Source organism: Immundisolibacter sp. (assembly GCF_028696615.1).
In the GTDB taxonomy this organism is placed as follows: Bacteria; Pseudomonadota; Gammaproteobacteria; order Immundisolibacterales; family Immundisolibacteraceae; genus Immundisolibacter.
Map to the genome: position 1 here is coordinate 1 of NZ_JAQVGQ010000023.1, position 20079 is coordinate 20079.

Below are 20079 nucleotides of genomic sequence, written 5' to 3' on the forward strand. Positions count from 1 at the left end.
ACCCGCCCCGATGGCGATGCCCAGATCCGCCTGCGCCAGCGCGGGCGCGTCGTTCACGCCATCGCCGGTCATGGCCACCACCTCGCCGTGCGCCTGTAGGCGCGTCACCAGCGCCATTTTCTGCGCCGGACTGACGCGGGCGAACACCGGCGCTGCCAGCACCGCCGCCTCACCGCCGTAGTCCTGCGGACGCTCCAGCGCCGCGCCGGGCAGCACCTGCGCTCGATCGCCGTCGATCAGGCCGAGCGTCTGTGCGACGTAACGGGCGGTGGCAAGCTGATCGCCGGTCACCATCACCACTCGGATGCCGGCGGCGCGGCAGTCGGCGATGGCCGCGGCCACATCCGCGCGCGGCGGGTCCATCAGCCCCACCAGACCCAACAGCACCAGCTCGGCATAGGGATCGTCTGGCAGGCGCTCGCAGCGGCGCCGCGCCAGCGCCAGCACCCGCAGGCCACGCGCGGCGAGCGCCTCGTTAGCCGCCAGCCACTGCCGGCGCAGCGCCTGGTCGAGCGGACGCTCGACGTCACCGTCGGCCACCGCCACGCAACAGGCCAGCACCGCCTCCGGCGCGCCCTTGACGGCGACCCGGTAATCCCCGGGCGCGCCGTGCACGGTGGCCATCAGCCGGCGCACCGGATCGAACGGCTCCTCGGCAACGCGCGCGCTGTCGCCGGCGGGCAGGTCGCGCGCCGCCTGCAGCAGCGCCACTTCGAGCGGATCACCCAGGCCCTGCTCGCCGTGCAACACGGCGTTGTTGCACAGCCGGCCTACCTCCAGCAGGCGCGCGCGGGCCGCCGCCAACTGCGCCGGTACGACGGCAGCCGGCACCTCGCGCGGCTCCCCCGCCGCCAGCACCAGGTGCGTGACGGTGAGGCGGTTCTCGGTGAGCGTGCCGGTCTTGTCGGTGCAGATGACCGTGGTGGCGCCGAGCGTCTCCACCGCTGCCAGGCGATTGATGAGCGCATTGCGCCGCGCCATCCGGTGCATGCCGCGCGCCAGCGACAGCGTGGCCACCACCGGTAGGCCCTCCGGCAACGCCGCCACGGCCAGCGCGATGCCGGTCATCAGCATCGGCAGCGGGGCGTGCTCACGGACCAGCCCCAGCAGCACGATCGCCGCCCCGATCGCCAGTGCCACAATGGCCAAGCGTTGCCCCAGCCGGTCGAGGCGCTTCTCCAGTGGCGTCGTCTGCGGCTTGGCCTCGCCAACCAGGCGGCTGATGGCGCCCAGTTCCGTGCCCATGCCGGTGGCGACCACCACCCCCAGGGCGGTGCCGGCACTGACGGCGGTACCGCGGTACAGCATGCAGGCGCGTTCGGCGAGCGGCGTGTCGGCCGGCAGCGGATCGGCGTGCTTGGCGACCGGCAACGATTCACCGGTGAGCGCCGACTCGTCGACCAGCACGCGGGCACCGTCGATCAGGCGCAGGTCCGCCGGCACCACGTCGCCGCCTTCCAGCAGCACCACGTCACCGACGACCAGCGCCTCGGCCGGCAGTTCCTGCAATCGGCCGTCACGACGCACCCGACAGGTGGTAACGCCGAGCCGGCGCAGCGCCTCCATGGAGCGCACGGCGCGCAGCTCGCTGAAAAAACCAATGGCAGTGTTGAGTCCGATCACCACCAGGATGGCGATGGCCTCGACGCGGTCGCCGGACAGAAAACCGATACCGGCGGCAACCGCCAGCAGGGCCACCAGCAGGCTGCGCAGCTGCGCCCACAGGATGGCGGCCAGGCTGCGTGGCTTCACGGTGAGCAGGCGGTTTGGGCCGTCGCGCCGCAGCCGCTGCGCCGCTTCGGTGTCGGCCAGACCCTGCGCCGGGTCGACGCCGAGCTGCCGGGCCACCTGTTGCGCGTCGAGCGTCCAGGGCGCGTTCATGCGTGCGCCACAGCGTCACGCCGCCGGCGCGAACTGCGGCACGCGGATGCCGCCGGCACGCTCTTCCCAGCACACGGCAAGACGCTGGCCGATACGCACATCGCGCCAGTCACAGCCGATGATGTTGGTCATCATCTGCGGCCCTTCGGCCAGGCGCACCGTGGCCAGCACGTAGGGCACCTGGTCGGCATAGCCGGGCAAGGGCGCGTAATGAACCACCGAGAAGGTGAACAGCTCGGCCTGCCCGCTCATCTCCTGCCAGGCGAGGTTTTGGCCGTAACAGGCGCGACACCAGGGCTGCGGATGCCACACGTAGGCGCCGCAGTCGGCGCAGCGCTGCATGATGAGACGCCCATCGCGCGCGGCGTCCCAGAACGGGCGGGTGAGGTCATCGATGTCGGGCAGCGGCTTGCTCACGGCGCATCCCCCAGCAGCAGTACGGCGTGTTCGCTCATCATGCCGCCGTAGCAATGCACGAGTGCGACCGGGGCTGCGACCTGCCGCGCGCCGGCGCGGCCCATCACCTGCAGTGCCGCCTCGGCCAGCACCGACAGACCCGAGGCGTCGCCGGTGTGGCCGAACGACAACAGGCCGCCGTTGCTGTTGACCGGCAGATCGCCGCCCGGCGCGCCGCGGCCGTCCAGAAAGAACCGCCCGCCCTGCCCCGCCGGCGTGAGGCCCATGTGCTCGACGCCGAGGATCGGGTTGTAGCTGAACGAGTCGTACAGCTGCGCGAGACGCACGTCCGCGGGCGCGAGATCCGCCATGGCATACGCCGCCCGCGCCGCCGCCTGCCCGCCGAGGTCGTCGAGCGAGCGCAGCTGGCTCACGTTGGCACGACGGTGCATCTCGCCGTAGCCGCGCAGCCAGGCGGGCTTGGGATTGAGCCGCCGCGCCAGGCGCTCGCTCGCCACCAGGTACGCGCCGCCGCCATCGCAGGGTACCGAGCAGTCCAGCAGATGAAACGGCGACGCAATAGGCCGGGAATCGAGCACAGCCTCAGCCGTCAGCGGCCCCCTGGACGCCATCAGCGCCTGCGGGTGTTGCCGCGCCCAGGCGCGCTGGCCGACCGCCACCGCCGCCATCGCGTCTCGGCCGATGCCGTACTCGTGCATGTGGCGCGTGGCCACCTGCGCGTAGATGGGCGGGATGTACGGCCCGTACAGGCTGTCGAAATCGGGGTGCGCGAAGATGCGCGTATTGCGCTCGGCGCCACCGCCGCCCACGTTCGGGAAGCGCCCGGCCGACACGCACAGCACGCCATCGGCCAGCCCGGCGCGGATGGCGAGCGCCGCGCGGATGGCCATCACCGCATGCGTGGCGCCGCCGACGTTGATGGTCTCGGCGAACGTGGCCTCCAGGCCGAGTTCCTCCACCAGGCGCTCGTGCACGAAGATGTTCTCGGCCACGCCGTCGGCCATACCGGCCGGCGCCACCAGTAAGCCCTGGATGTCGCCGGACCGGATCGGCCACTCGGCCAGAAGGGTGGCGATGGCGGCCTGATACAGGCTGTGCGTAGAGCGATCCGGATACCGGCCGGGCGCAAGCTGCGACACGGCGGCAATGGCGACGGCGGCGGACATGTGCGCTCCGAAAGGGCAAAAGAAAACCTGCCCGCCGCCTCACGGGGCGCGGCGGGCAGGTGCGCATCAATCCGCCGGCAACACCTTGATGTAGGGCCGAATCCAGTACTGCTTGAACACCCCTTCGGCATAGTAGGGGTCTTCCTTCAGCCACTGCTCGGCGGCGTCGGCGGAGTCGAACTCGGCCACGATCAGCCCGCCGGCGAAACCAGTCTTGGTCGGGTCCTCGCCCGGCACCTTAGGAAACGGCCCGGCCATCTTGACCTTGCCTTCGGTCACGAACGCGCGCAGCCGGTTCAGGTGCGCTTCGCGCACCCGCAACCGCCGCTCCAGGCTGTCCGGCACGTCCTCGATCCAGATTGCGTACAGCATGCAAACCGTCCTATTTCTTCGCCTTGGCGCTGGCTTTCCGGGCCGGCTTGGCGGCCTTTGCCGACTTGTCCTTGGCTGTCATCGGCGCGCCGGCCAGCGGGTCGGCAAAATCCGTATTGAAGCCCAGTTTGCGCATGCCCACCAGCGAGCATTCGATGTCCAGGTCCACCGGCCCGCCGCTGGTGCCGACGCCACCGATGATGTCGCCCGCCTCGTCGCGAATCGGGAAACCGCCCGCCACGATGCAAAAGCGCTCGTCGGTGAACTGCAGGCCGTGGCCGAACTTGTCGGTGGTGATCATGATGTCGCGCACCTGCGCGGTGCTGCGATGCAGCGCCACCGCGGTCCAGGCTTTTTTGATGGCGATATCGGGGTTGGCGATGCGGCCCTTCTCCGGGCGCAGCACACCGCGCAGATTGCCGCCCATATCCACCACCGCCACGGTGGACGGAAAGCCCTTGGAGCGCGCCAAAGCGACGCCCTCGGTGAGGATGGTCTGTACTTCTTCCAGGGTCAGTTCGCGCACGACGAGCTCCTCGGTTGGTTATTGGAAAGCACGAAACGTGATCGGCATGCCGATGCAGCCGCGCCAGGGACGAGGGCTTACGCCCTCGATCCAGGCCGGGGCATCCTGCCCCGGACGGGATGCGCTGAATAAATCAGCGCATCCCTAAGGAAATGCTGAAAAATTCCCTCCCTGGAATTTTTCAGCTCGCCGCCGCGCGGTGCACGCCCGCGCAGCGCTCCCTGAATCGAGGGCTTACGCCCTCGATTCAGGCCGGGGCATCCTGCCCCGGACGGGATGCGCTGAATAAATCAGCGCATCCCCAACAGGCCGTTGAAAAAAGGGCTTCCTGCCCTTTTTCAACTCGGCTCGTCGCGGCACATGTCCGCAACGAGCTTCCCCCAAATCAAGCGCTTGACGCGCTTGATTTGGGGGCACGCCATCCCTGGCTTGCCTTAACAGGCCGTTGAAAAAGGTTTTTCAACGGCCTGCTAAGCCTACACAGCACCGCAGCTCCGGTAAACGGCACCGCGTATCGTCAATCCGGCACGCTGCCGAACAGCGCCGCATGCTGGGCAAGCGCATAGCGGTCGGTCATGCCGGCCACATAGTCGGCCACCGCCCGCGCGCGCCCGCGCATGCCGCGCTCGGCCTGCCGGCGCTCGACCCGTGCCAGCGGGTCCGGCGGCAGCAGTAGCGGGTCGTCCATGAACGCCCCGAACAAGTCCGCCACCACGCGCCGGGCGCGGCTGGTCATGCGCCGCACGCGGTGATGCTGGTAGACGCAGCGGTTGAGTAAGGCCTTCAGCGCATCGTTGTCGGCGCGCATGGCATCGCCGAACGCGATCAGCGGCCCGGGCCAGCGACGCGCCTGCTCCAGGCTCACGATACCCGCCGCCGCCAGACGCGCTGCGCTGGTCTGGCGCAAATCGGCGATCTGCGCCTTGATGATGCGACGGATGATCTCGTGCTGGCCGACCCGCCCGGGCAGTTCCCCGAACTGGTGGCGCACAGCATCATGATGCCGGCGAAAAAACGGCGACTCGTCGCACAGCTGCTCGAAACTCAACATGCCGGCGCGCAGGCCATCGTCGAGATCGTGCGAGTTGTAGGCGATTTCGTCGGCGAGGTTGGTCAGCTGCGCCTCCAGGCTGGGCTGGCCGCCGACCAGAAAGCGCTCGCCCACGTCACCCAGTTTCACCGCGATCTCGCCCGTGCAGTGCTTCAGGATGCCCTCGCGAGTCTCGAAGGTGAGGTTGATGCCCGGGAAACCCGGGTAGCGCTGTTCGAGCAGGTCCACCGTGCGCAGCGACTGCACGTTGTGCTCGAAGCCGCCGAAATCGGCCATGCAGGCATTCAGCGCATCCTGGCCGGCGTGGCCGAACGGCGTGTGACCCAGATCGTGGGCCAGCGAAATGGCCTCGGCCAGGTCCTCGTTCAACTGCAGCGAGCGGGCCAGCGAGCGGCAGATCTGCGCCACCTCGAGCGTGTGCGTGAGGCGGGTGCGGAACATGTCGCCTTCGTGATTGACGAACACCTGCGTCTTGTACTCGAGGCGCCGGAACGCACCGCAGTGGATGATGCGGTCGCGGTCGCGCTGGTGCTGGGTCCGATCGCCGGGCGGCGGCTCGGCGTAGCGCCGGCCGCGGCAATTGGCGTCGGTCACCGCGTACGGGGCCAGCGCCATCAGGCCGCTCCGGCGCGCGTGGCGTCGATCACCTCCGCCAACACCTGCAGCGGCACGCCGCTGACGATCACGCCGCGGCCGATGGCATCCAGTGCCACCAGGCGCAACTGCCCGTCCAGCACCTTTTTGTCGCCGGCCATGAAGCCGAGCAGCGTGTCGGTGGCGATGTCGGCCGGCAGGCGGGTCGGCAGCCCAGCCCGCTCGAGCAGGGCTGCGACGCGGGCGACGTCGTTTGCCGGCAGGCGCCCGAGCCGGGCCGACAGCCCGGCCGCCATCAGCATGCCGAGCCCTACCGCCTCGCCATGCAGCCAGGCGCCGTAGCCGGTGGCCGCCTCGATGGCGTGCCCGAAGGTGTGACCCAGGTTCAGCAACGCTCGCTGCCCGGACTCGCGCTCGTCCGCCGCCACGATCTGCGCCTTGATTTCGCACGAGCGGTAAATGGCGCGCTGCAGGGCCTCGTCATCGCCGGCCAACAGCGCCGGCAGCTCGCGCTCGATCCAGGCCAGAAATTCTGCATCCGCGATCAGACCGTACTTGATGACCTCCGCCAGGCCCGCCACCAGCTCCCGCCGCGGCAACGTGGCCAGCGTGGCGGTGTCGGCCAACACACAACGCGGTTGATGAAAGGCGCCGAGCAGGTTCTTGCCGCCGGGACGGTTGATGCCGGTCTTGCCGCCGACCGAGGAATCCACCTGCGCCAGCAGCGTGGTCGGCACCTGGATGAAATCGACGCCGCGCTGATAGGTGGCGGCCAGAAAGCCCGTCATGTCGCCGACCACGCCACCGCCGAGCGCCACCAGCGTCACTCGGCGGTCGAAGCGGCCCTCGATCAGGGCATCGGCGAGCACGGCGTAGGTCTCGAGCGTCTTGGACGCCTCGCCCGGCTCGAACTGCAGCAGCAGCGGCTGATAGTCCGCCAGCGCCGCGCACACCCGCTCGCCGTACAGCCCCGCCACCTGCCGGTCGCTGATCACCACCACGCGCCGGCCGCGGATGTGCGGGCGGTAGAGGTCGGCTTGATCCAGCAGGCCTGGGCCGATGTGAATGCCGTAGCTGCGATCAGCCAGGTCGAGTCGTAATGTTCGCATCCGCCAACCGATCCAGAACGTCCTTGACAGTGGCGCCCACCTTGCGGCCCGGTGACTCCACCACGATGTCCGCCACGGCTTCGTACAGCGGCTCGCGCGCCTGCGCCAGCTCGCGCAGGCGCTGTTCGGGGTCGGGCGTCTGCAGCAGCGGGCGATGGGTCGAACTGCGCGTACGCCGCAGCTGCTCGGCGACCGAGGTCCGAAGATAAACCACCGTGCCGCGGCTGCGCAGCAGCTCACGGTTTTCGGGCAACAACACCGCGCCGCCACCGGTGGCCAGCACGATGCCCGACCGGCCGGTCAGCTCGGCGAGCACCTGATGCTCGCGCCTGCGAAAGCCGGCTTCGCCTTCGATCTCGAAAATGATCGCAATCGTCGTGCCGGTGCGCCGCTCGATCTCCTCGTCGCTGTCGACGAAATCAAGGCCGAGCTGCTGCGCCAGCCGCCGCCCGACGGTGGTCTTGCCCGCCCCCATGGGACCCACCAGGAAAATATTGCGCCGCGCCATTCTGCCGCGCCCGTCAGCGCACCGCGGCAGCCACTTCCTCGCGCACGATCTTGGGCGTCACGAAGATCAGCAGCTCCTTTTTCTCATTGGTGCCACTCTTGTTGCGGAACAACATGCCGACGTACGGCAGATCGCCAAAAAACGGCGTGCGCACCACCGAATTGGTTTTCGTCTGCTCGTAAATACCACCGATGACGATGGTTTCGCCGTCGTTCACCAACACCTGCGATTCCACCTTCTGCGTGTCGATGGCCGGCTCGCCGTTGTTGTTGGTGGCGGTGGTGTTGAGCGCGTCCTTGTTGACGGCGATATCCATGATGATGTGGTCATCGGGCGTGATCTGCGGCGTCACCTTCAGCTGCAGCACCGCTTCCTTGAATTCGGTATTGGTGGCACCGCTGGCGGACGCTTCTTGATAAGGGAACTCGGTACCCTGAGAGATGACCGCTTCTTTCTGATTGGAGGTGAGCACGCGTGGATTGGAGATGATCTCGCCCTCGCCCTCCGCCTGCAGCGCCGACAGTTCGAGCTCGAGCAGGCGACCGAACGGCAGCTTGGCGATCGCCAGGCCGATCGAGGTGGGGTTGAACGGCACGCCCTGAATCTTTTGTGCGGGCATGTTGACGTTCAAGCGGTCGTTCATTTCTAACGTTTCGCCATTGATCAGCTGGGTCGTCCCATTCAGGTTACCCGACACGGCCGTAGTACCGCCGGCGATGTTGCGCGTATCGCTGGCACCGAAGCGCACGCCGAGATTCTTGCTGAAATTGGTGCTGGCATTGACGATGCGGGACTCGATCAACACCTGGCGCACCGGCACGTCCAGCACCTTCATCAGCTCGCGAATCTCGCCCAGCTTCTGCTCGGTGTCGTTCACGATCAGCGTGTTGGTGCGCTCGTCCACCGTCACGTTGCCGCGTTCGGTCAGGACCTTGTGCTCCTCGCTCTTGAGCAGGGCCGCCACGTCAGAGGCCTTGGCGAAGTTGACCGGCATGTATTCGGTATACAGCGGCGCCAGCTCCTCGAGCTTCTGGCGCGCCTCGAAGTCGGCCTGTTCGCGTGCGGCGATCTCCTCGGCCGGCGCCACCCACATGACGTTGCCGTCCTCGCGCTTGCCGAGGCCCTTGGTGGTCAGGATGATGTCGAGCGCCTGATCCCACGGCACGTTCTGCAGGCGCAGGGTGATGTTGCCGCTCACCGTGTCGGCCGCCACCAGGTTCTTGCCGGTGAAGTCGGCCAGCAGCTGCAGCACGGCTCGCACCTCGATGCTCTGGAAATTGAGCGAGATCGGCTCGCCGACGTAGGCCTTCTTCACGTTACGCAGCGCCGCCGGGTCTTCACGCACCGGCGCCACCTCGAGCGTATAGGTGCCGTTGGCCTGGTAGGCCAAATGCTCGAACGGCCCCGTCGTGGCCACTTCCATGCGCACGCCGCCGGCATACGGACGCGTCTCGACACGGGTGACCGGTGTCGCGAAATCGGTCACGTCGAGCCGACGGCTCAGCTCAGGCGGCAAGCCGACACCTTTGAAATCCACCACCAGCCGGCCACCTTGCGGCCGCGTGTCGACCTGGACCTGAGGCGACGACAGGTTCACCACCACCCGTCCCTCGCCGCGCTCACCGCGCCGGAAATCCACCGCCTTGATCTGCGGTCCGGCCGACGCGCTGCGTGCTGCCGGCATCGGCGTCTGGGCGCCGGAGCCACCGGCCACCACCGGTGGCTCGAGCATCACCAGCAGCTTGTTGCCACTGGGCCGGGCCGACCAGCGCACCGCCTGGGTCAGATTCACCACCAGCCGCGTGCGGCCCTCGGCCGGAACCACCGCCACACTGCGCACGGCGCCGGCGTCGATGGCCTGCGAACGGGCGGCAAGCTTGGAGCCGACCGCCGGCAGATCGATCACCAGGCGCGGTGGATCGTTGATCATGAACGATTTTCCGGGTGGCAACGCGCCGTCGGCCACGATCTGAAGCTGCACGCCCCCGCTCGGCGTGGGTGCATGCTCGATGCCGGTCAGACTCACCGCCAAGGCCGCCGCGCTGCCCAGCAGCGCCGGCAGCGCGCTCGTCAGCGCCAGCAAAACCCTCGCGAACGTAGCGCGACGACGTGTCATCTCATTCATCTCCCTGGCCATCGTCATGCTTTCACTGTTCCACGATTGCGACCGACGCCTGCCGCTCCATCCAGCCGCCGGTGCCATTCGGAATGAGTTCGACCAGCTGCACCGCCGTCGGTCCGACGTGCGTCACGCGTCCGTAATTCTCGCCCATGTAATTGCCTACGCCGACCCGGCTGATGGTTTGGTCCGGTGCCTGGATGAGCGCCCACATCGCGCCACCGCGGCTCAGCGTACCGACCATGCGCAGCGCATCGAGCGGATAGGCCTCGAGCGCCTCCTTGCGGCGATTCAGGTCCGGCCGCGGCCCTTCGCCCGCACCGGCCGCCACCGTCTCGGTACGCCGTTCTTTGAGTGTGTCGAGAAACGGATCCTTCAGGCCGTCGCGGGCGTACACGAACGGCTCGTACGGTTCGATCACCGGCAGTGGTTCGATCGTCACTTTTTCGGTGGCTCGCACCTCGTCCATCCAGGCGTATAGGTCATCATGACGGCGACCACAGCCGGCCACGGCCAGACCGACCAACCCAAGCACAGCGATGCGCCCGAAGCTCAAGGCTTGTCCTCATCGAGATATTGATACGTCTTGGCCATGGCTTTCATGACCAACAGGTCCGAATCCTTGCCAACCGGCGTCAGGGTGATGTCGTGCAGCGTGACGATGCGCGGAAAACTGGCCACGTCGCTGGCAAACTCGGCCAATTGGTGATACGTGCCGGTCACCTCGATACTGATCGGCAGTTCCGCGTAGAAGCCCTCTGGCGTCGCCTCACCGGGCTGAAACAACTTGAACTCCAGCCCCCTCCCCAAACCCGCCTGGGTAATCTCGACCAGCAAATTGGCAATCTCGTTGCTGTCCGGCAGCTGCCGACGCATCGCCTCGAAACTTTCGCGCAATTGTTTCAGCTGTTCCCGATAGGCATCGAGATTCACCGCCTGCTTGTACTTGACCACGTACTGCTGGCGCAGCTGCTGCTCGGCCTGCTGGCGACTGTCGAGATCGTCCAGCGTCTTGCTGATCACGAAGTAGTAACCCGCCACCAGGATCAGCAGACCCACCAACCCGATCGCCACCGCCTTGCCGAGTACCGGCCACTCGCCGGCCTCGCGCAGGTCGATGTCGCGCAGGTCCAGGTCGCGCAAATCGAGCTTGCGCAGTTCGTCGAATGTCATTGCGCCGCTCCATCTTTGGCTATGTGCTGCGGCACCGATAACTCGAACCAGCTGGCATGCATGCCGTGCAACTCGCCAGCACGCGCCACACGCAATTTCGAGGGCTCGAACTGATCGGAATCGTCCAGTTGATGCATGTAGGTCGAGATCCGCGCGTTGGACTGTGCCCAGCCTTGCAAGCTCAACTCGTTGCCACGCTGCGCAAAGCCGATGAGAAACACGCCCTCGGGCGTGCTGCGCGCCAGGGCATCGAACAACCTCACCGCCGTCGGTCGCAAGACCTGCAGTTCCTGAATGACGTCCATACGGGCCTGCAGCCGCGCCTTCTGTGCCTGCAGGTCTTTTATTTCGCGGATTTTTTGATCCAAGCTGGCGATCTCGGTGCGCAGGATGTCATTACGCTCTTCCTGTCGCCTGACCATGCCGGCCACGATCAGCTGCCACACCACCACCACCAGAACCGCAGCCATCGCAGCGGCGCCGAGTATGGCGAGGAATTCCCGCTGCCGACGCTGGCGACGAATACGCCGCCATGGCAGGAGGTTAACGCGCGACATCGGTGGTACCCCGCATGGCAAGGCCGGCCGCAATCATCCAGGCGTGACCGTCACTGCGCAACCGCGAAGCGTCGATACCGGGTGCGAATTCCACACCCAGAAAAGGATTGCCGACACGGGTATCGAGGCCCACGTTACGTTCCACCACAGCCGCCACGCCCGCCAGTCCGGCGCAGCCGCCACTGAGTACCACGTGATCGAGTGTCGATCGACCCGTCGCGGAAAAAAACACTTGCAGCAGACGTCCCACTTGATTGGCCAGCAAATCCAGGAACGGCTCGATCACGTCGACACGCCATTCCTCGGGAAAACCGCCTTCTCGAAGCGCGGCGCTGGCCTGCGGGTAGTCGATGCCGTAACGATCCTGAATCTGTTGCAGAAGCTGCTCGCCGCCAAACGATTGCTCGCGGGTGAATACGGTCGCCCCACCCTGCATGACGTTCAGCGTCGTGTGACTCGCTCCGATATCGACCATGGCCGTCATCCCGCTGCGCGCGGTTGCCGGCAACTGCGGCGCAATCAGCGCGAAGGCCGACTCCAGGGCGTAGGCCTCGACGTCCACCACCGCCGCCTGCAAGCCCGCCCCGGTCACGACGTCGAGCCGCCTGTCCACCACCTCGCTGCGCGCGACGATCAACAGCACATCGGCCGTCTGTGGATTGCGCGCATTCGGCCCCAGCACCACGAAGTCGAAATAGACGTCGTCGATCGGATATGGAATGTACTGGTCCGATTCGAGCGTGATTTGCTGCTCGATATCGGCATCCGAGAAATCCACCGGCATGGCGATCTGCCGGCTGATGACCTGCGAGCCGGGCACTGCCAGGGCGACATCATGCCGCTTGCCGCCGGCGCGCCTGACGGCGTCGGCGACGGCCCGCGACACAACATCGGTGTCGACCACCACCCCTTCCGCTACTGCACCCTGGGGAAGCGACGCCTGCGCACAAAATCGCACCAGAGCGCCGCGCGCAGTCACGTCCAGCCCCAGGAGGCGCACGCCCGACGTGCTAATATCGAGCCCGAGCAAGGGTGGGAGGGGCCGCCTGAAAAGCTTTTTTATCAATTGGTTACCCGAACTTTCTCTGTTCTGCGCCAGCATCACTCGCCAGCCGGCCGCGCGCGTTTTATGGCCATCGACCCTTGTACCGCCCGACTTGAGCGGTTTATATCACACGGCCTGCTGGGAAACGCCGTGCCGTGACACGGCGGCGGTGCAGCCACTGGCTGCCATCGTGGCGTGCCGGTGGCGGCTTGGTGTGGGCGCTCGGCGCCCCGCGGCGGTGGCACCGTTTTGATCGACCCGCAGCGCCGCGACCCCGCCCGGTACCCCCACGCACCGGCGGCGGCACCCGGCCCCAACCCCGGCATACACCGCGCGTGTTCAACTCTTTTCTTCGCACAATAACCGCCGTACTCGTCAATCTGTGCCTGCTGGCCGCCCTCGCCGGCGCCGGCGCTTATGTGGTTCTCGAGCGGCGCCTACCAGCCGTCACTCAGTTGGCGGATGCCCCGCTGGCGCAGCCCTTGCAGGTTTATTCGTACGACGGCATGCGTATTGGCGAGTTCGGTGATCAAAGACGTATTCCTTTGGATGGCAATAGCCTGCCACCCACGCTGGTGCACGCCGTGCTCGCCGCCGAGGATGCCAATTTTTATGCCCATCCCGGATTCGACGCCGGTGGTCTGCTGCGTGCCGCCTGGCATTTGCTGCGCACCGGCGAGCTGCGCCAGGGTGGCAGCACCATTACCATGCAGGTGGCGCGCAATTTCTTTTTGAGCCAGGAAAAAACCTTTTTGCGCAAGGCACGCGAAATTCTGCTTGCCATTCGGATCGAGCAGAATCTGAGCAAGGATCAGATTCTTGCGCTCTATATCAACAAGATTTTTCTCGGCAATCGCGCCTATGGCTTCGGCGCGGCGGCACGCACCTATTACGGTCGTCCCATCGAGACGCTGACGGTAGCCGAAATAGCCACCCTCGCCGGATTGCCCAAGGCACCCTCACGCGACAATCCACTGGTCAATCCCAGGCGCGCCCTGCAGCGACGCAATTACGTGCTCGGTCGCATGTATGCCCTGGGTTATCTGGACGATACCGAGTACCAGCAAGCGTTGGCACAGCCCGACACGGCCGGCCATTTCGGCTTCGAGGCACAGGTGGAGGCCCCCTACGTCGCCGAAATGGTGCGCGCCTGGATGGTCGAGCGATTCGGCACCCAAGCCTACGAGCGCGGTTACCGCGTCATCACCACCATCGACAGCCAGCAGCAAAGTGCCGCCAACGCGGCGCTGCGCGCCGGCCTGCTCGCGTACGACCGGCGGCACGGCTTTCGTGGGGCGGTGAGGCGGATTGCGCCCGACACCCTGCGTCGCCCGGCGCAGCTGCTGGCGGCGCTGCGGGCACTGCCGGCCGTGGCCGGCCTGCAGCCGGCCGTTCGGCTGGCGACGGGTGATTTCGTCGTCGGGCCGGATGGCACACGCCTTGTGGCCAGCGAGGTGGCGCTCGATCCGCTCGCCCGCGGCTGGCGTCCCGCGGCCGGCGATGTGGTTTATCTCGCCCATGACGCCAAGGGCTGGTCCTTGGCCCAGATACCCGAGGTGCAGGGTGCGTTCGTGGCCATGCAGCCCGAAACCGGCGCCATCACGGCGCTGGTTGGCGGCTTCGATTTCCAGCACAGCTCGTTCAACCGCGTCGTGCAGGCGCAGCGCCAGCCGGGCTCGACCTTCAAGCCGTTCATTTATGCCGCCGCGCTGGCGACCGGCTTCACGGCGGCCTCGGTCATCAACGACGCGCCGGTCGCCTTTCCGGCCGATACGCCGGACGGCTACTGGCGTCCCGAGAACTACACCGGCCGCTTCTACGGCCCCACCCGTCTGCGCGAGGCGCTGGCCCAGTCGCGTAATCTGGTGTCGGTGCGCTTGCTGCATGCGGTCGGGGTCGATTTCACGCGCAGTTACTGTTTGAGGTTCGGTTTTGGCGCCGAGCGCCTGCCTAACAACCTGTCGTTGGCGCTCGGCACCGCATCGACCACGCCCCTGGAGCTGACCGCAGCCTATGCGGTGATCGCCAATGGCGGCTACCGGGTCACGCCCGGCTTCGTCGATTCGGTTCTGGACAAGGACGGCAACGTCGTTTGGCGTGCACCGCGCACGGTGCTGTGTGATGACGCCTGCGACACCGCCGCGGAACAGGACAGCACCATCGCACCGGCACCGCGCGTGTTGCCGGCCACCGATGCCTACATCCTGAACTCCATGCTGCAGGACGTGATCGATCACGGCACCGCCACGCCTGCACGCAGCCTGCGCCGCCCCGACCTGGCCGGCAAGACCGGCACCACCAACGACGAACGCGACGCCTGGTTCGTGGGTTTCAACCGCCAGTTGCTGGCCACCGCGTGGGTCGGCTTCGATCAGCCGCGCTCGCTCGGCAAGGGCGAGACCGGCGCACGCGCCGCCCTGCCGATCTGGATGGACTTCATGACCCGCGTGCTGCCGGCGCTGCCCGTCACACCACGGCCGATTCCGGCGGGCCTGGTGTCGGCGCGCGTGGACAAACGTACCGGCCTGCGCGTGGATGCGACCGCCCCCGACAGCTACTTCGAGTGGTTCAGCGCCGACCGCCTGCCGCCGACGGCGGCCGCGCAAACGACGCCCGCAGCGGCGCCGATCGAGGGCACCGAATCACACCTGTTTTGAAATGGCGTATGTTGCCGGTCGCCTGGAACCGCGGGGAACAGGTCATGGATACCGAAAAATCCCCTCGCGGGGCGCGCCCGCACGGCGCCCCATGAAACAATGGGGAGCCATCAATTCAGGCAGCGGATCAGGCGAGGCGCACGGGCCGGTGCGCCGCCGCAGCGGGATGAAGCACGCCCGGGACGGCATGCCTCAACAGTTGGCCGGGCGTGGCCTGGCGCCCACCGAGGCCAGATCGGCCGGTGTGTCGACGTCGGCCACGATGCCGGCGTCGTCGACCGGCACCTCCAGCACCTCGCCACGATGCTGCAGCAGCAGTGCCCGCGCCCCCTGGTCGCCGCCGAGTGCGGTCAGCGCAGGCACCACCTGCGCGGCAAAACCCACCGGGTGCCCGCGCCGGCCGCAGTAAACCGGCACCGCTATGGCGGCGCCGGCTTCGAGCGCTTCGCGCACGCGGCGCATCGTGCCGGGCTGGATGGCCGGCATGTCACCGAGCGCCACCAGCCCTTGGTGGCCGGCTGGCACCTGCCGCGCCGCGCAGGCCAGGCTGTGGCCCATGCCGTCGGCCGCCTGTGGGCAGATCACCACCCGCGCGCCGGCCGCGTGCAGGATCGCGCGTAGCGCATCGTCGCCCGGGCGCACGGCGGCGATTACGCCGTCCACCGCGGTTTGCAGCGCGGCCAGCGCGTGCAGTACCAGCGGCCTGCCGTGCAGCGGCGCCAATAGCTTGTCGCCGCCAAAGCGCGTGCCGGCGCCGGCCGCCAGCAGGATGCCGACCGTGGGTGCCGTCACGCGGCGCTGGCCGCCTTGCGCGTGGCGGTGTCGAGGACACTCGCACGCGCCTTGGCGAGTGCGCCGTTTCTGGCCGCGATCAGCTCGGCGGCGATGGCGACGGCGATCTCCATCGGTGCGTGCGAGCCGATCGGCAGGCCGATCGGCGCATGCAGACGGGCGATGGCCGCCTCCGGCACGTCGAGTTCGCGCAGGCGTTCGAGGCGCTTGTCGGTGGTGCGCTGTGAACCGAGCGCGCCGACGTAGAACGCCGGCGATTCCAACGCCTCGATCAGTGCCAGGTCGTCCACGCGCGGGTCGTGCGTGAGCGTGATCACCGCCGAGCGCTCGTCGGTGACACGCGCGCGGATCACGTCATCCGGCAGGCCGGTGGCGATTTCCGTGCCGGGCACGTCCCAGGCGGCGGCATAGTCCGGGCGCGGATCACACACCAGCACGTGGTAGTCGAGCGCCTGAGCGAGCTGCGCGATGCAGCGCGACAACTCGGCCGCGCCGATGATGATGAGCTGCCACTGCGGGCCGAACACCTTGCGCAGCACGTTGCCCTGCACCCGGCAGGTCGCGGTGCGCGCGTCGGCAGGCAGCAGGCGGCTCGCGCCGGATTCGAGATCGAGCTCGCGGCAGATGGTGCGGCGCTCGGCGAGCGCGGCGCGCACCGGCTCCAGCACCGCCGGGTCACAGATCGGCTCGCACACCAACTCCAGCGTGCCGCCGCAGGGCAGGCCAAAGCGTTCGCCTTCCTCGCGGGTGACGCCGTAGGTCACGCGCTCGGGGCCGGTGGCGGCGACCTTTCCCTGGCGCAGCTTGGCGATCAGGTCGTCCTCGACGCAGCCGCCGGACACCGAACCCACGAGCTGTCCAGGCCCGCCGACCGCCAGCAGCGAGCCGGCCGGCCGCGGCGATGAGCCCCAGGTTTGCACCACCGTGACCAGATGCGCGCGCCCACCGGCGCGGACCCAGTCCACAAGGGCGCGGATGACGCCCAGATCGCTGCTGTCCATGGTCGATTCGGGAAGGTTTGCTTTGACGTGATGGCTGATTTTACGTGCGCGGCCGCGGGGCGGTCTGCCCGCTCAGACGGCTTTCCTTGCCACCGCGCGCGCCAGGGCGAATGGCCCGCCGGGCTCGTTGCCGGGGAACAGCCCCTCCTCGTAATGCACCAGCTCGAGCTGCCACAACAGATGCCGCAGCTCTCCCGGGCGCAGGCGAAAGTGGTCCGAGCCCGGGCCGGCCACCGGCTGCGGCCAGCGCAGGTGTTGCTCGAACAGCACGTAGCCGCCCGGGCGCAGCGCATCGGCGAACTGCGCCGCAAGATCGCGGTTCACGAAGTGAATGTCGACGATCAGGTCGTAGTGCGCCGCCGGCAGGCGGATGTCGGCCAGGTCCGCGCATTGCCAGTCGACGGTCACGCCGCGGCGGTCGGCTTCCTCGCGGGCGCGGGCGAGCGCCGTCGGCGCGATGTCGATGGCGGTGACCTCGAAGCCCGCCTCGGCCAGTGCAATGGCGGTGGCGCCAAGGCCGCAGGCGACGTCGAGCGCCCGCCCGCGCGGCAGGCGCGGTAGCCAGTCGAGCACGAACGCGGACGGCTGCGCGGCGTAGGCGGCGTCGCCGGCGCGGTAGCGGGCTTCCCAGCGGTCGGCGTCGGCGGTGCTCATGCGTGCTCTCCAGGTCCGGGCGGCAGCGCCTGCCGCAGGCGGTAGCATTATCGGTTCGGCGCCGGCGTGGCGCGGTTCGGCACGGGGAGGAGCTTGACATGAACGCGCTCGCGAAATGGGTGTTCTGGCTGGCCGTCGGCGGGCTCGGCGCGTTTGGCGTCGGCGGCATCGCGCTCGCGCGCGGCGAGGCGATCGACGCCTGGTGGCTGATCGCCGCCGCAGTGTGTGTGTATGCGATCGGCTATCGCCTGTACGGCGCCTGGGTGGCCACGCGCGTGCTGCTGGTGGACGGCCGCCCGACGCCGGCGGTGCGCATCGACGACGGCCGCGATTTCGTGCCCACCAACCGCTGGGTGGTGTTCGGGCACCACTTCGCCGCCATCGCGGGCCCGGGTCCGCTGGTGGGGCCGACGCTCGCCGCGCAGTTCGGGTATCTGCCGGGCACGCTGTGGATCCTGATCGGCGCCGTGCTGGGCGGCTGCATCCAGGACATGACGGTGTTGTTCTTCTCCACCCGCCGCGACGGCCGCAGCCTGGGTCAGATGGCGCGGGACGAACTGGGGCCGGTCGGCGGCGCGGCGGCGCTGGTCGGCACGCTGATGATCCTGGTGATCCTGATCTCGGTGCTGGGCCTGATCATCGTGAACGCCATGAAGCACAGCCCATGGGCCACCGCCACGGTGACGGCGACCATTCCGATCGCGGTGCTGGTCGGCATCTACATGCGCGGCATCCGCCCCGGCCGGGTGCTCGAGGGCAGCGCCATCGGCGTCGCGCTGCTGCTGTTTGCGGTGTGGGGCGGCGGCTGGATCGATCACCACCCGGCGCTGCGGGCGTGGTTCGACCACGGCCCGCTGCCCATCGCCTACGCCATCATGGTCTATGGCTTTGCCGCCGCGGTGCTGCCGGTGTGGCTGCTGCTGGCGCCGCGCGATTACCTGTCGACCTTCATGAAGCTCGGCACCATCGCGCTGCTGGCGATCGCCATCATCTGGCTGAACCCGGCGCTGCACATGCCGGCGCTGACGCCGTTCGTCGACGGCACGGGGCCGATCTTCGCCGGCAAGGTGTTCCCGTTCGTGTTCATCACCATCGCCTGCGGGGCCATCTCGGGCTTTCACGCGCTGGTCAGTTCCGGCACCACGCCGAAGCTGCTCACCGACGAGCGCGACGTGCACATGATCGGCTACGGCAGCATGATGCTGGAATCCTTCGTCGCCCTGATGGCGCTGATCGCCGCCTGCGTGCTCGAGCCCGGGGTGTACTTCGCCATCAACACTGCGCCGGGCGTGGTGGGCGAGGGGGCGCAGGCGGTGGCGACGATTTCGTCCTGGGGCTTTCCGGTGGGTCTCGGGCAGATGCAGGAACTTGCCCGGCAGATGGGCGAGGCGACGCTGTTTGGCCGCACCGGCGGCGCGCCGTCGCTCGCGGTCGGCATGGCCAGCATCTTCAGCAGCGCCTTCGGGCAGGGCCTGCTCGCGGTCTGGTACCACTTCGCCATCATGTTCGAGGCGATTTTCATCCTCACCACGCTGGATGCCGGCACCCGCGTCGGGCGCTTCATGCTGCAGGATTTTCTCGGCAACTTCGTGCCGGCGCTCGGGCGCACCGGCTGGTATCCGTCGGTGCTGCTGTGCAGCGCGCTGGTGGTGGGCGCCTGGGGGTATTTCCTGTACATCGGCGTGATCGACCCGGCCGGCGGGGTCAACATCCTGTGGCCGCTGTTCGGCATCTCGAACCAGATTCTGGCCGGCATCGCGCTGGCCGTCGGCACCGCCATCCTGGTGAAATCAGGCCGCGAACGGTATTTCTGGGTCACCGGCCTGCCGCTGGCCTGGCTGACGGCGGTGACCAGCACCGCTGCCTGGCACAAGGTGATGAGCGACGATCCGCGGCTTGGCTTTTTCGCCGGCGCGAACGATCTGGCCGCCAAGCTGGCGAGCGGCGCGCTGCCACCGGACAAGGCCGCCGTGGCGCCGCAGCTCATCTTCAACCAACGTCTGGACGGTTACCTCACGGTGTTGTTCGTGGCGCTGCTGTGGCTGATCCTGGCCGATACCGCGCGGGTGTGCCTGCGCCATTTGCGCCAGGCGCCGGCCGGCGTGCCGGCCGGGGGGCGCGCATGAATGCCCTGCGCGCGCTGTGGCGCTGGCTGCGGGCGGTGTCGGGCGATGACGCCTACGAGCGCTATCTCGTGCATCACGCGCTGGCGCACCCGGACCGCCCGCCGCTCGACCGGCGCGCGTATTTCCGCCGCTGTCAGGACGAGGTGTGGAGCCGGCTGCGCCGCTGCTGTTAACAGGCTGTTGAAAAAGGGCAGTCCTGCCCTTTTTCAACTCGCCGCGCCCGGCACCTGTCCGGGCGCGGCTCCTACAAATCAAATACCTGCGTATTTGATTTGCGCGCGAGGCATCCCGCCTCGCGGGCGCAGGCCGTTTTTCAACGGCCTGTTAAAGC

Annotated in this window: 19 protein-coding genes; 3 read left to right on the forward strand and 16 right to left on the reverse strand. The window is 68.0% G+C overall.

Going from position 1 to position 20079, the window contains the following annotated elements:
* The 13 genes from PHC73_RS02955 to pilM form a co-directional block, all read right to left on the reverse strand.
* Positions 1–1881: cation-transporting P-type ATPase (locus tag PHC73_RS02955; protein WP_300124266.1), on the reverse strand; the 1881-nt coding region annotated here is incomplete at its 3' end.
* A 15-nt stretch (positions 1882–1896) separates the two neighbouring features.
* Positions 1897–2298 (reverse strand): Zn-ribbon domain-containing OB-fold protein, encoded by a 402-nt coding sequence (locus tag PHC73_RS02960; RefSeq protein ID WP_300124268.1) that lies wholly within the window; start codon positions 2296–2298, stop codon positions 1897–1899.
* Entirely contained in the window at positions 2295–3464 is a 1170-nt protein-coding gene (locus PHC73_RS02965; protein ID WP_300124271.1) for a thiolase family protein, read from the reverse strand. The genes PHC73_RS02960 and PHC73_RS02965 overlap by 4 nt, the downstream gene beginning before the upstream one ends.
* 66 nt (positions 3465–3530) lie before the next feature.
* Positions 3531–3836, reverse strand: a complete 306-nt coding sequence (locus PHC73_RS02970; RefSeq protein WP_300124273.1) for a YciI family protein — start codon at positions 3834–3836, stop codon at positions 3531–3533.
* 10 nt (positions 3837–3846) lie between these two features.
* Positions 3847–4362: a heme-binding protein gene (locus tag PHC73_RS02975; RefSeq protein WP_300124275.1), complete on the reverse strand. Its 516-nt coding sequence runs from the start codon at positions 4360–4362 to the stop codon at positions 3847–3849.
* Positions 4363–4879: 517 nt separating this feature from the next.
* Positions 4880–6028: a deoxyguanosinetriphosphate triphosphohydrolase gene (locus PHC73_RS02980; RefSeq protein WP_300124278.1), complete on the reverse strand. Its 1149-nt coding sequence runs from the start codon at positions 6026–6028 to the stop codon at positions 4880–4882.
* Positions 6028–7116 carry a 3-dehydroquinate synthase gene (gene aroB / locus PHC73_RS02985; RefSeq protein ID WP_300124280.1) on the reverse strand — a complete coding sequence of 363 codons (1089 nt, stop codon included), beginning with the start codon at positions 7114–7116 and terminating at the stop codon, positions 6028–6030. Before aroB ends, PHC73_RS02980 begins: the two co-directional genes overlap by 1 nt.
* The gene (gene aroK / locus PHC73_RS02990) at positions 7088–7624 is read right to left on the reverse strand and encodes a shikimate kinase AroK (RefSeq protein WP_300124283.1); all 537 of its coding nucleotides are present in this window, start codon (positions 7622–7624) and stop codon (positions 7088–7090) included. The genes aroB and aroK overlap by 29 nt, the downstream gene beginning before the upstream one ends.
* A gap of 13 nt (positions 7625–7637) precedes the next feature.
* Positions 7638–9740 carry a type IV pilus secretin PilQ gene (locus PHC73_RS02995; protein WP_300124286.1) on the reverse strand — a complete coding sequence of 701 codons (2103 nt, stop codon included), beginning with the start codon at positions 9738–9740 and terminating at the stop codon, positions 7638–7640.
* 31 nt (positions 9741–9771) lie between these two features.
* Positions 9772–10299, reverse strand: a complete 528-nt coding sequence (locus tag PHC73_RS03000) for a pilus assembly protein PilP (protein WP_300124287.1) — start codon at positions 10297–10299, stop codon at positions 9772–9774.
* Positions 10296–10916, reverse strand: coding sequence for a type 4a pilus biogenesis protein PilO (locus tag PHC73_RS03005; protein ID WP_300124289.1), 621 nt, complete (start codon positions 10914–10916; stop codon positions 10296–10298). Before PHC73_RS03005 ends, PHC73_RS03000 begins: the two co-directional genes overlap by 4 nt.
* Positions 10913–11473, reverse strand: coding sequence for a PilN domain-containing protein (locus tag PHC73_RS03010; protein ID WP_300124291.1), 561 nt, complete (start codon positions 11471–11473; stop codon positions 10913–10915). Before PHC73_RS03010 ends, PHC73_RS03005 begins: the two co-directional genes overlap by 4 nt.
* A complete protein-coding gene (gene pilM, locus PHC73_RS03015; protein ID WP_300124293.1) occupies positions 11460–12575 on the reverse strand; it encodes a type IV pilus assembly protein PilM in 1116 nt (371 codons plus the stop codon). Before pilM ends, PHC73_RS03010 begins: the two co-directional genes overlap by 14 nt.
* A gap of 278 nt (positions 12576–12853) precedes the next feature.
* On the opposite strand from pilM, the gene PHC73_RS03020 reads away from it, so the two are divergent.
* The gene (locus PHC73_RS03020) at positions 12854–15175 is read left to right on the forward strand and encodes a penicillin-binding protein 1A (protein ID WP_300124295.1); all 2322 of its coding nucleotides are present in this window, start codon (positions 12854–12856) and stop codon (positions 15173–15175) included.
* A 192-nt stretch (positions 15176–15367) separates the two neighbouring features.
* Here the strand turns inward: PHC73_RS03020 and PHC73_RS03025 are convergent, their stop codons facing one another.
* The 3 genes from PHC73_RS03025 to PHC73_RS03035 form a co-directional block, all read right to left on the reverse strand.
* A complete protein-coding gene (locus PHC73_RS03025) occupies positions 15368–15967 on the reverse strand; it encodes a nucleotidyltransferase family protein (protein ID WP_300124296.1) in 600 nt (199 codons plus the stop codon).
* On the reverse strand, positions 15964–16968 hold the full coding sequence (locus PHC73_RS03030) for an XdhC family protein (RefSeq protein WP_300124298.1): 1005 nt from the start codon (positions 16966–16968) through the stop codon (positions 15964–15966). The genes PHC73_RS03025 and PHC73_RS03030 overlap by 4 nt, the downstream gene beginning before the upstream one ends.
* Before the next feature lie 72 nt (positions 16969–17040).
* On the reverse strand, positions 17041–17622 hold the full coding sequence (locus PHC73_RS03035) for a bifunctional 2-polyprenyl-6-hydroxyphenol methylase/3-demethylubiquinol 3-O-methyltransferase UbiG (protein WP_300124300.1): 582 nt from the start codon (positions 17620–17622) through the stop codon (positions 17041–17043).
* A gap of 98 nt (positions 17623–17720) precedes the next feature.
* Between PHC73_RS03035 and PHC73_RS03040 the strand changes: the two genes are divergently transcribed.
* Entirely contained in the window at positions 17721–19748 is a 2028-nt protein-coding gene (locus PHC73_RS03040) for a carbon starvation CstA family protein (protein ID WP_300124303.1), read from the forward strand.
* Positions 19745–19921, forward strand: a complete 177-nt coding sequence (locus PHC73_RS03045; protein ID WP_300124305.1) for a YbdD/YjiX family protein — start codon at positions 19745–19747, stop codon at positions 19919–19921. The genes PHC73_RS03040 and PHC73_RS03045 overlap by 4 nt, the downstream gene beginning before the upstream one ends.
* Positions 19922–20079: the final 158 nt, after the last annotated feature.

Bases quoted from the DNA above. Each gene is read 5' to 3' on its own strand.
- PHC73_RS02995 (WP_300124286.1), bottom strand. From the start codon at position 9,740: ATGACACGTCGTCGCGCTACGTTCGCGAGGGTTTTGCTGGCGCTGACG.
- PHC73_RS03030 (WP_300124298.1), bottom strand. From the start codon at position 16,968: ATGGACAGCAGCGATCTGGGCGTCATCCGCGCCCTTGTGGACTGGGTC.
- PHC73_RS02980 (WP_300124278.1), bottom strand. From the start codon at position 6,028: ATGGCGCTGGCCCCGTACGCGGTGACCGACGCCAATTGCCGCGGCCGG.
- PHC73_RS03005 (WP_300124289.1), bottom strand. From the start codon at position 10,916: ATGACATTCGACGAACTGCGCAAGCTCGATTTGCGCGACCTGGACCTG.
- pilM (WP_300124293.1), bottom strand. From the start codon at position 12,575: ATGCTGGCGCAGAACAGAGAAAGTTCGGGTAACCAATTGATAAAAAAG.
- PHC73_RS02970 (WP_300124273.1), bottom strand. From the start codon at position 3,836: ATGCTGTACGCAATCTGGATCGAGGACGTGCCGGACAGCCTGGAGCGG.
- aroK (WP_300124283.1), bottom strand. From the start codon at position 7,624: ATGGCGCGGCGCAATATTTTCCTGGTGGGTCCCATGGGGGCGGGCAAG.
- PHC73_RS03010 (WP_300124291.1), bottom strand. From the start codon at position 11,473: ATGTCGCGCGTTAACCTCCTGCCATGGCGGCGTATTCGTCGCCAGCGT.
- PHC73_RS03040 (WP_300124303.1), top strand. From the start codon at position 17,721: ATGAACGCGCTCGCGAAATGGGTGTTCTGGCTGGCCGTCGGCGGGCTC.
- aroB (WP_300124280.1), bottom strand. From the start codon at position 7,116: ATGCGAACATTACGACTCGACCTGGCTGATCGCAGCTACGGCATTCAC.
- PHC73_RS03035 (WP_300124300.1), bottom strand. From the start codon at position 17,622: ATGAGCACCGCCGACGCCGACCGCTGGGAAGCCCGCTACCGCGCCGGC.
- PHC73_RS02965 (WP_300124271.1), bottom strand. From the start codon at position 3,464: ATGTCCGCCGCCGTCGCCATTGCCGCCGTGTCGCAGCTTGCGCCCGGC.
- PHC73_RS03045 (WP_300124305.1), top strand. From the start codon at position 19,745: ATGAATGCCCTGCGCGCGCTGTGGCGCTGGCTGCGGGCGGTGTCGGGC.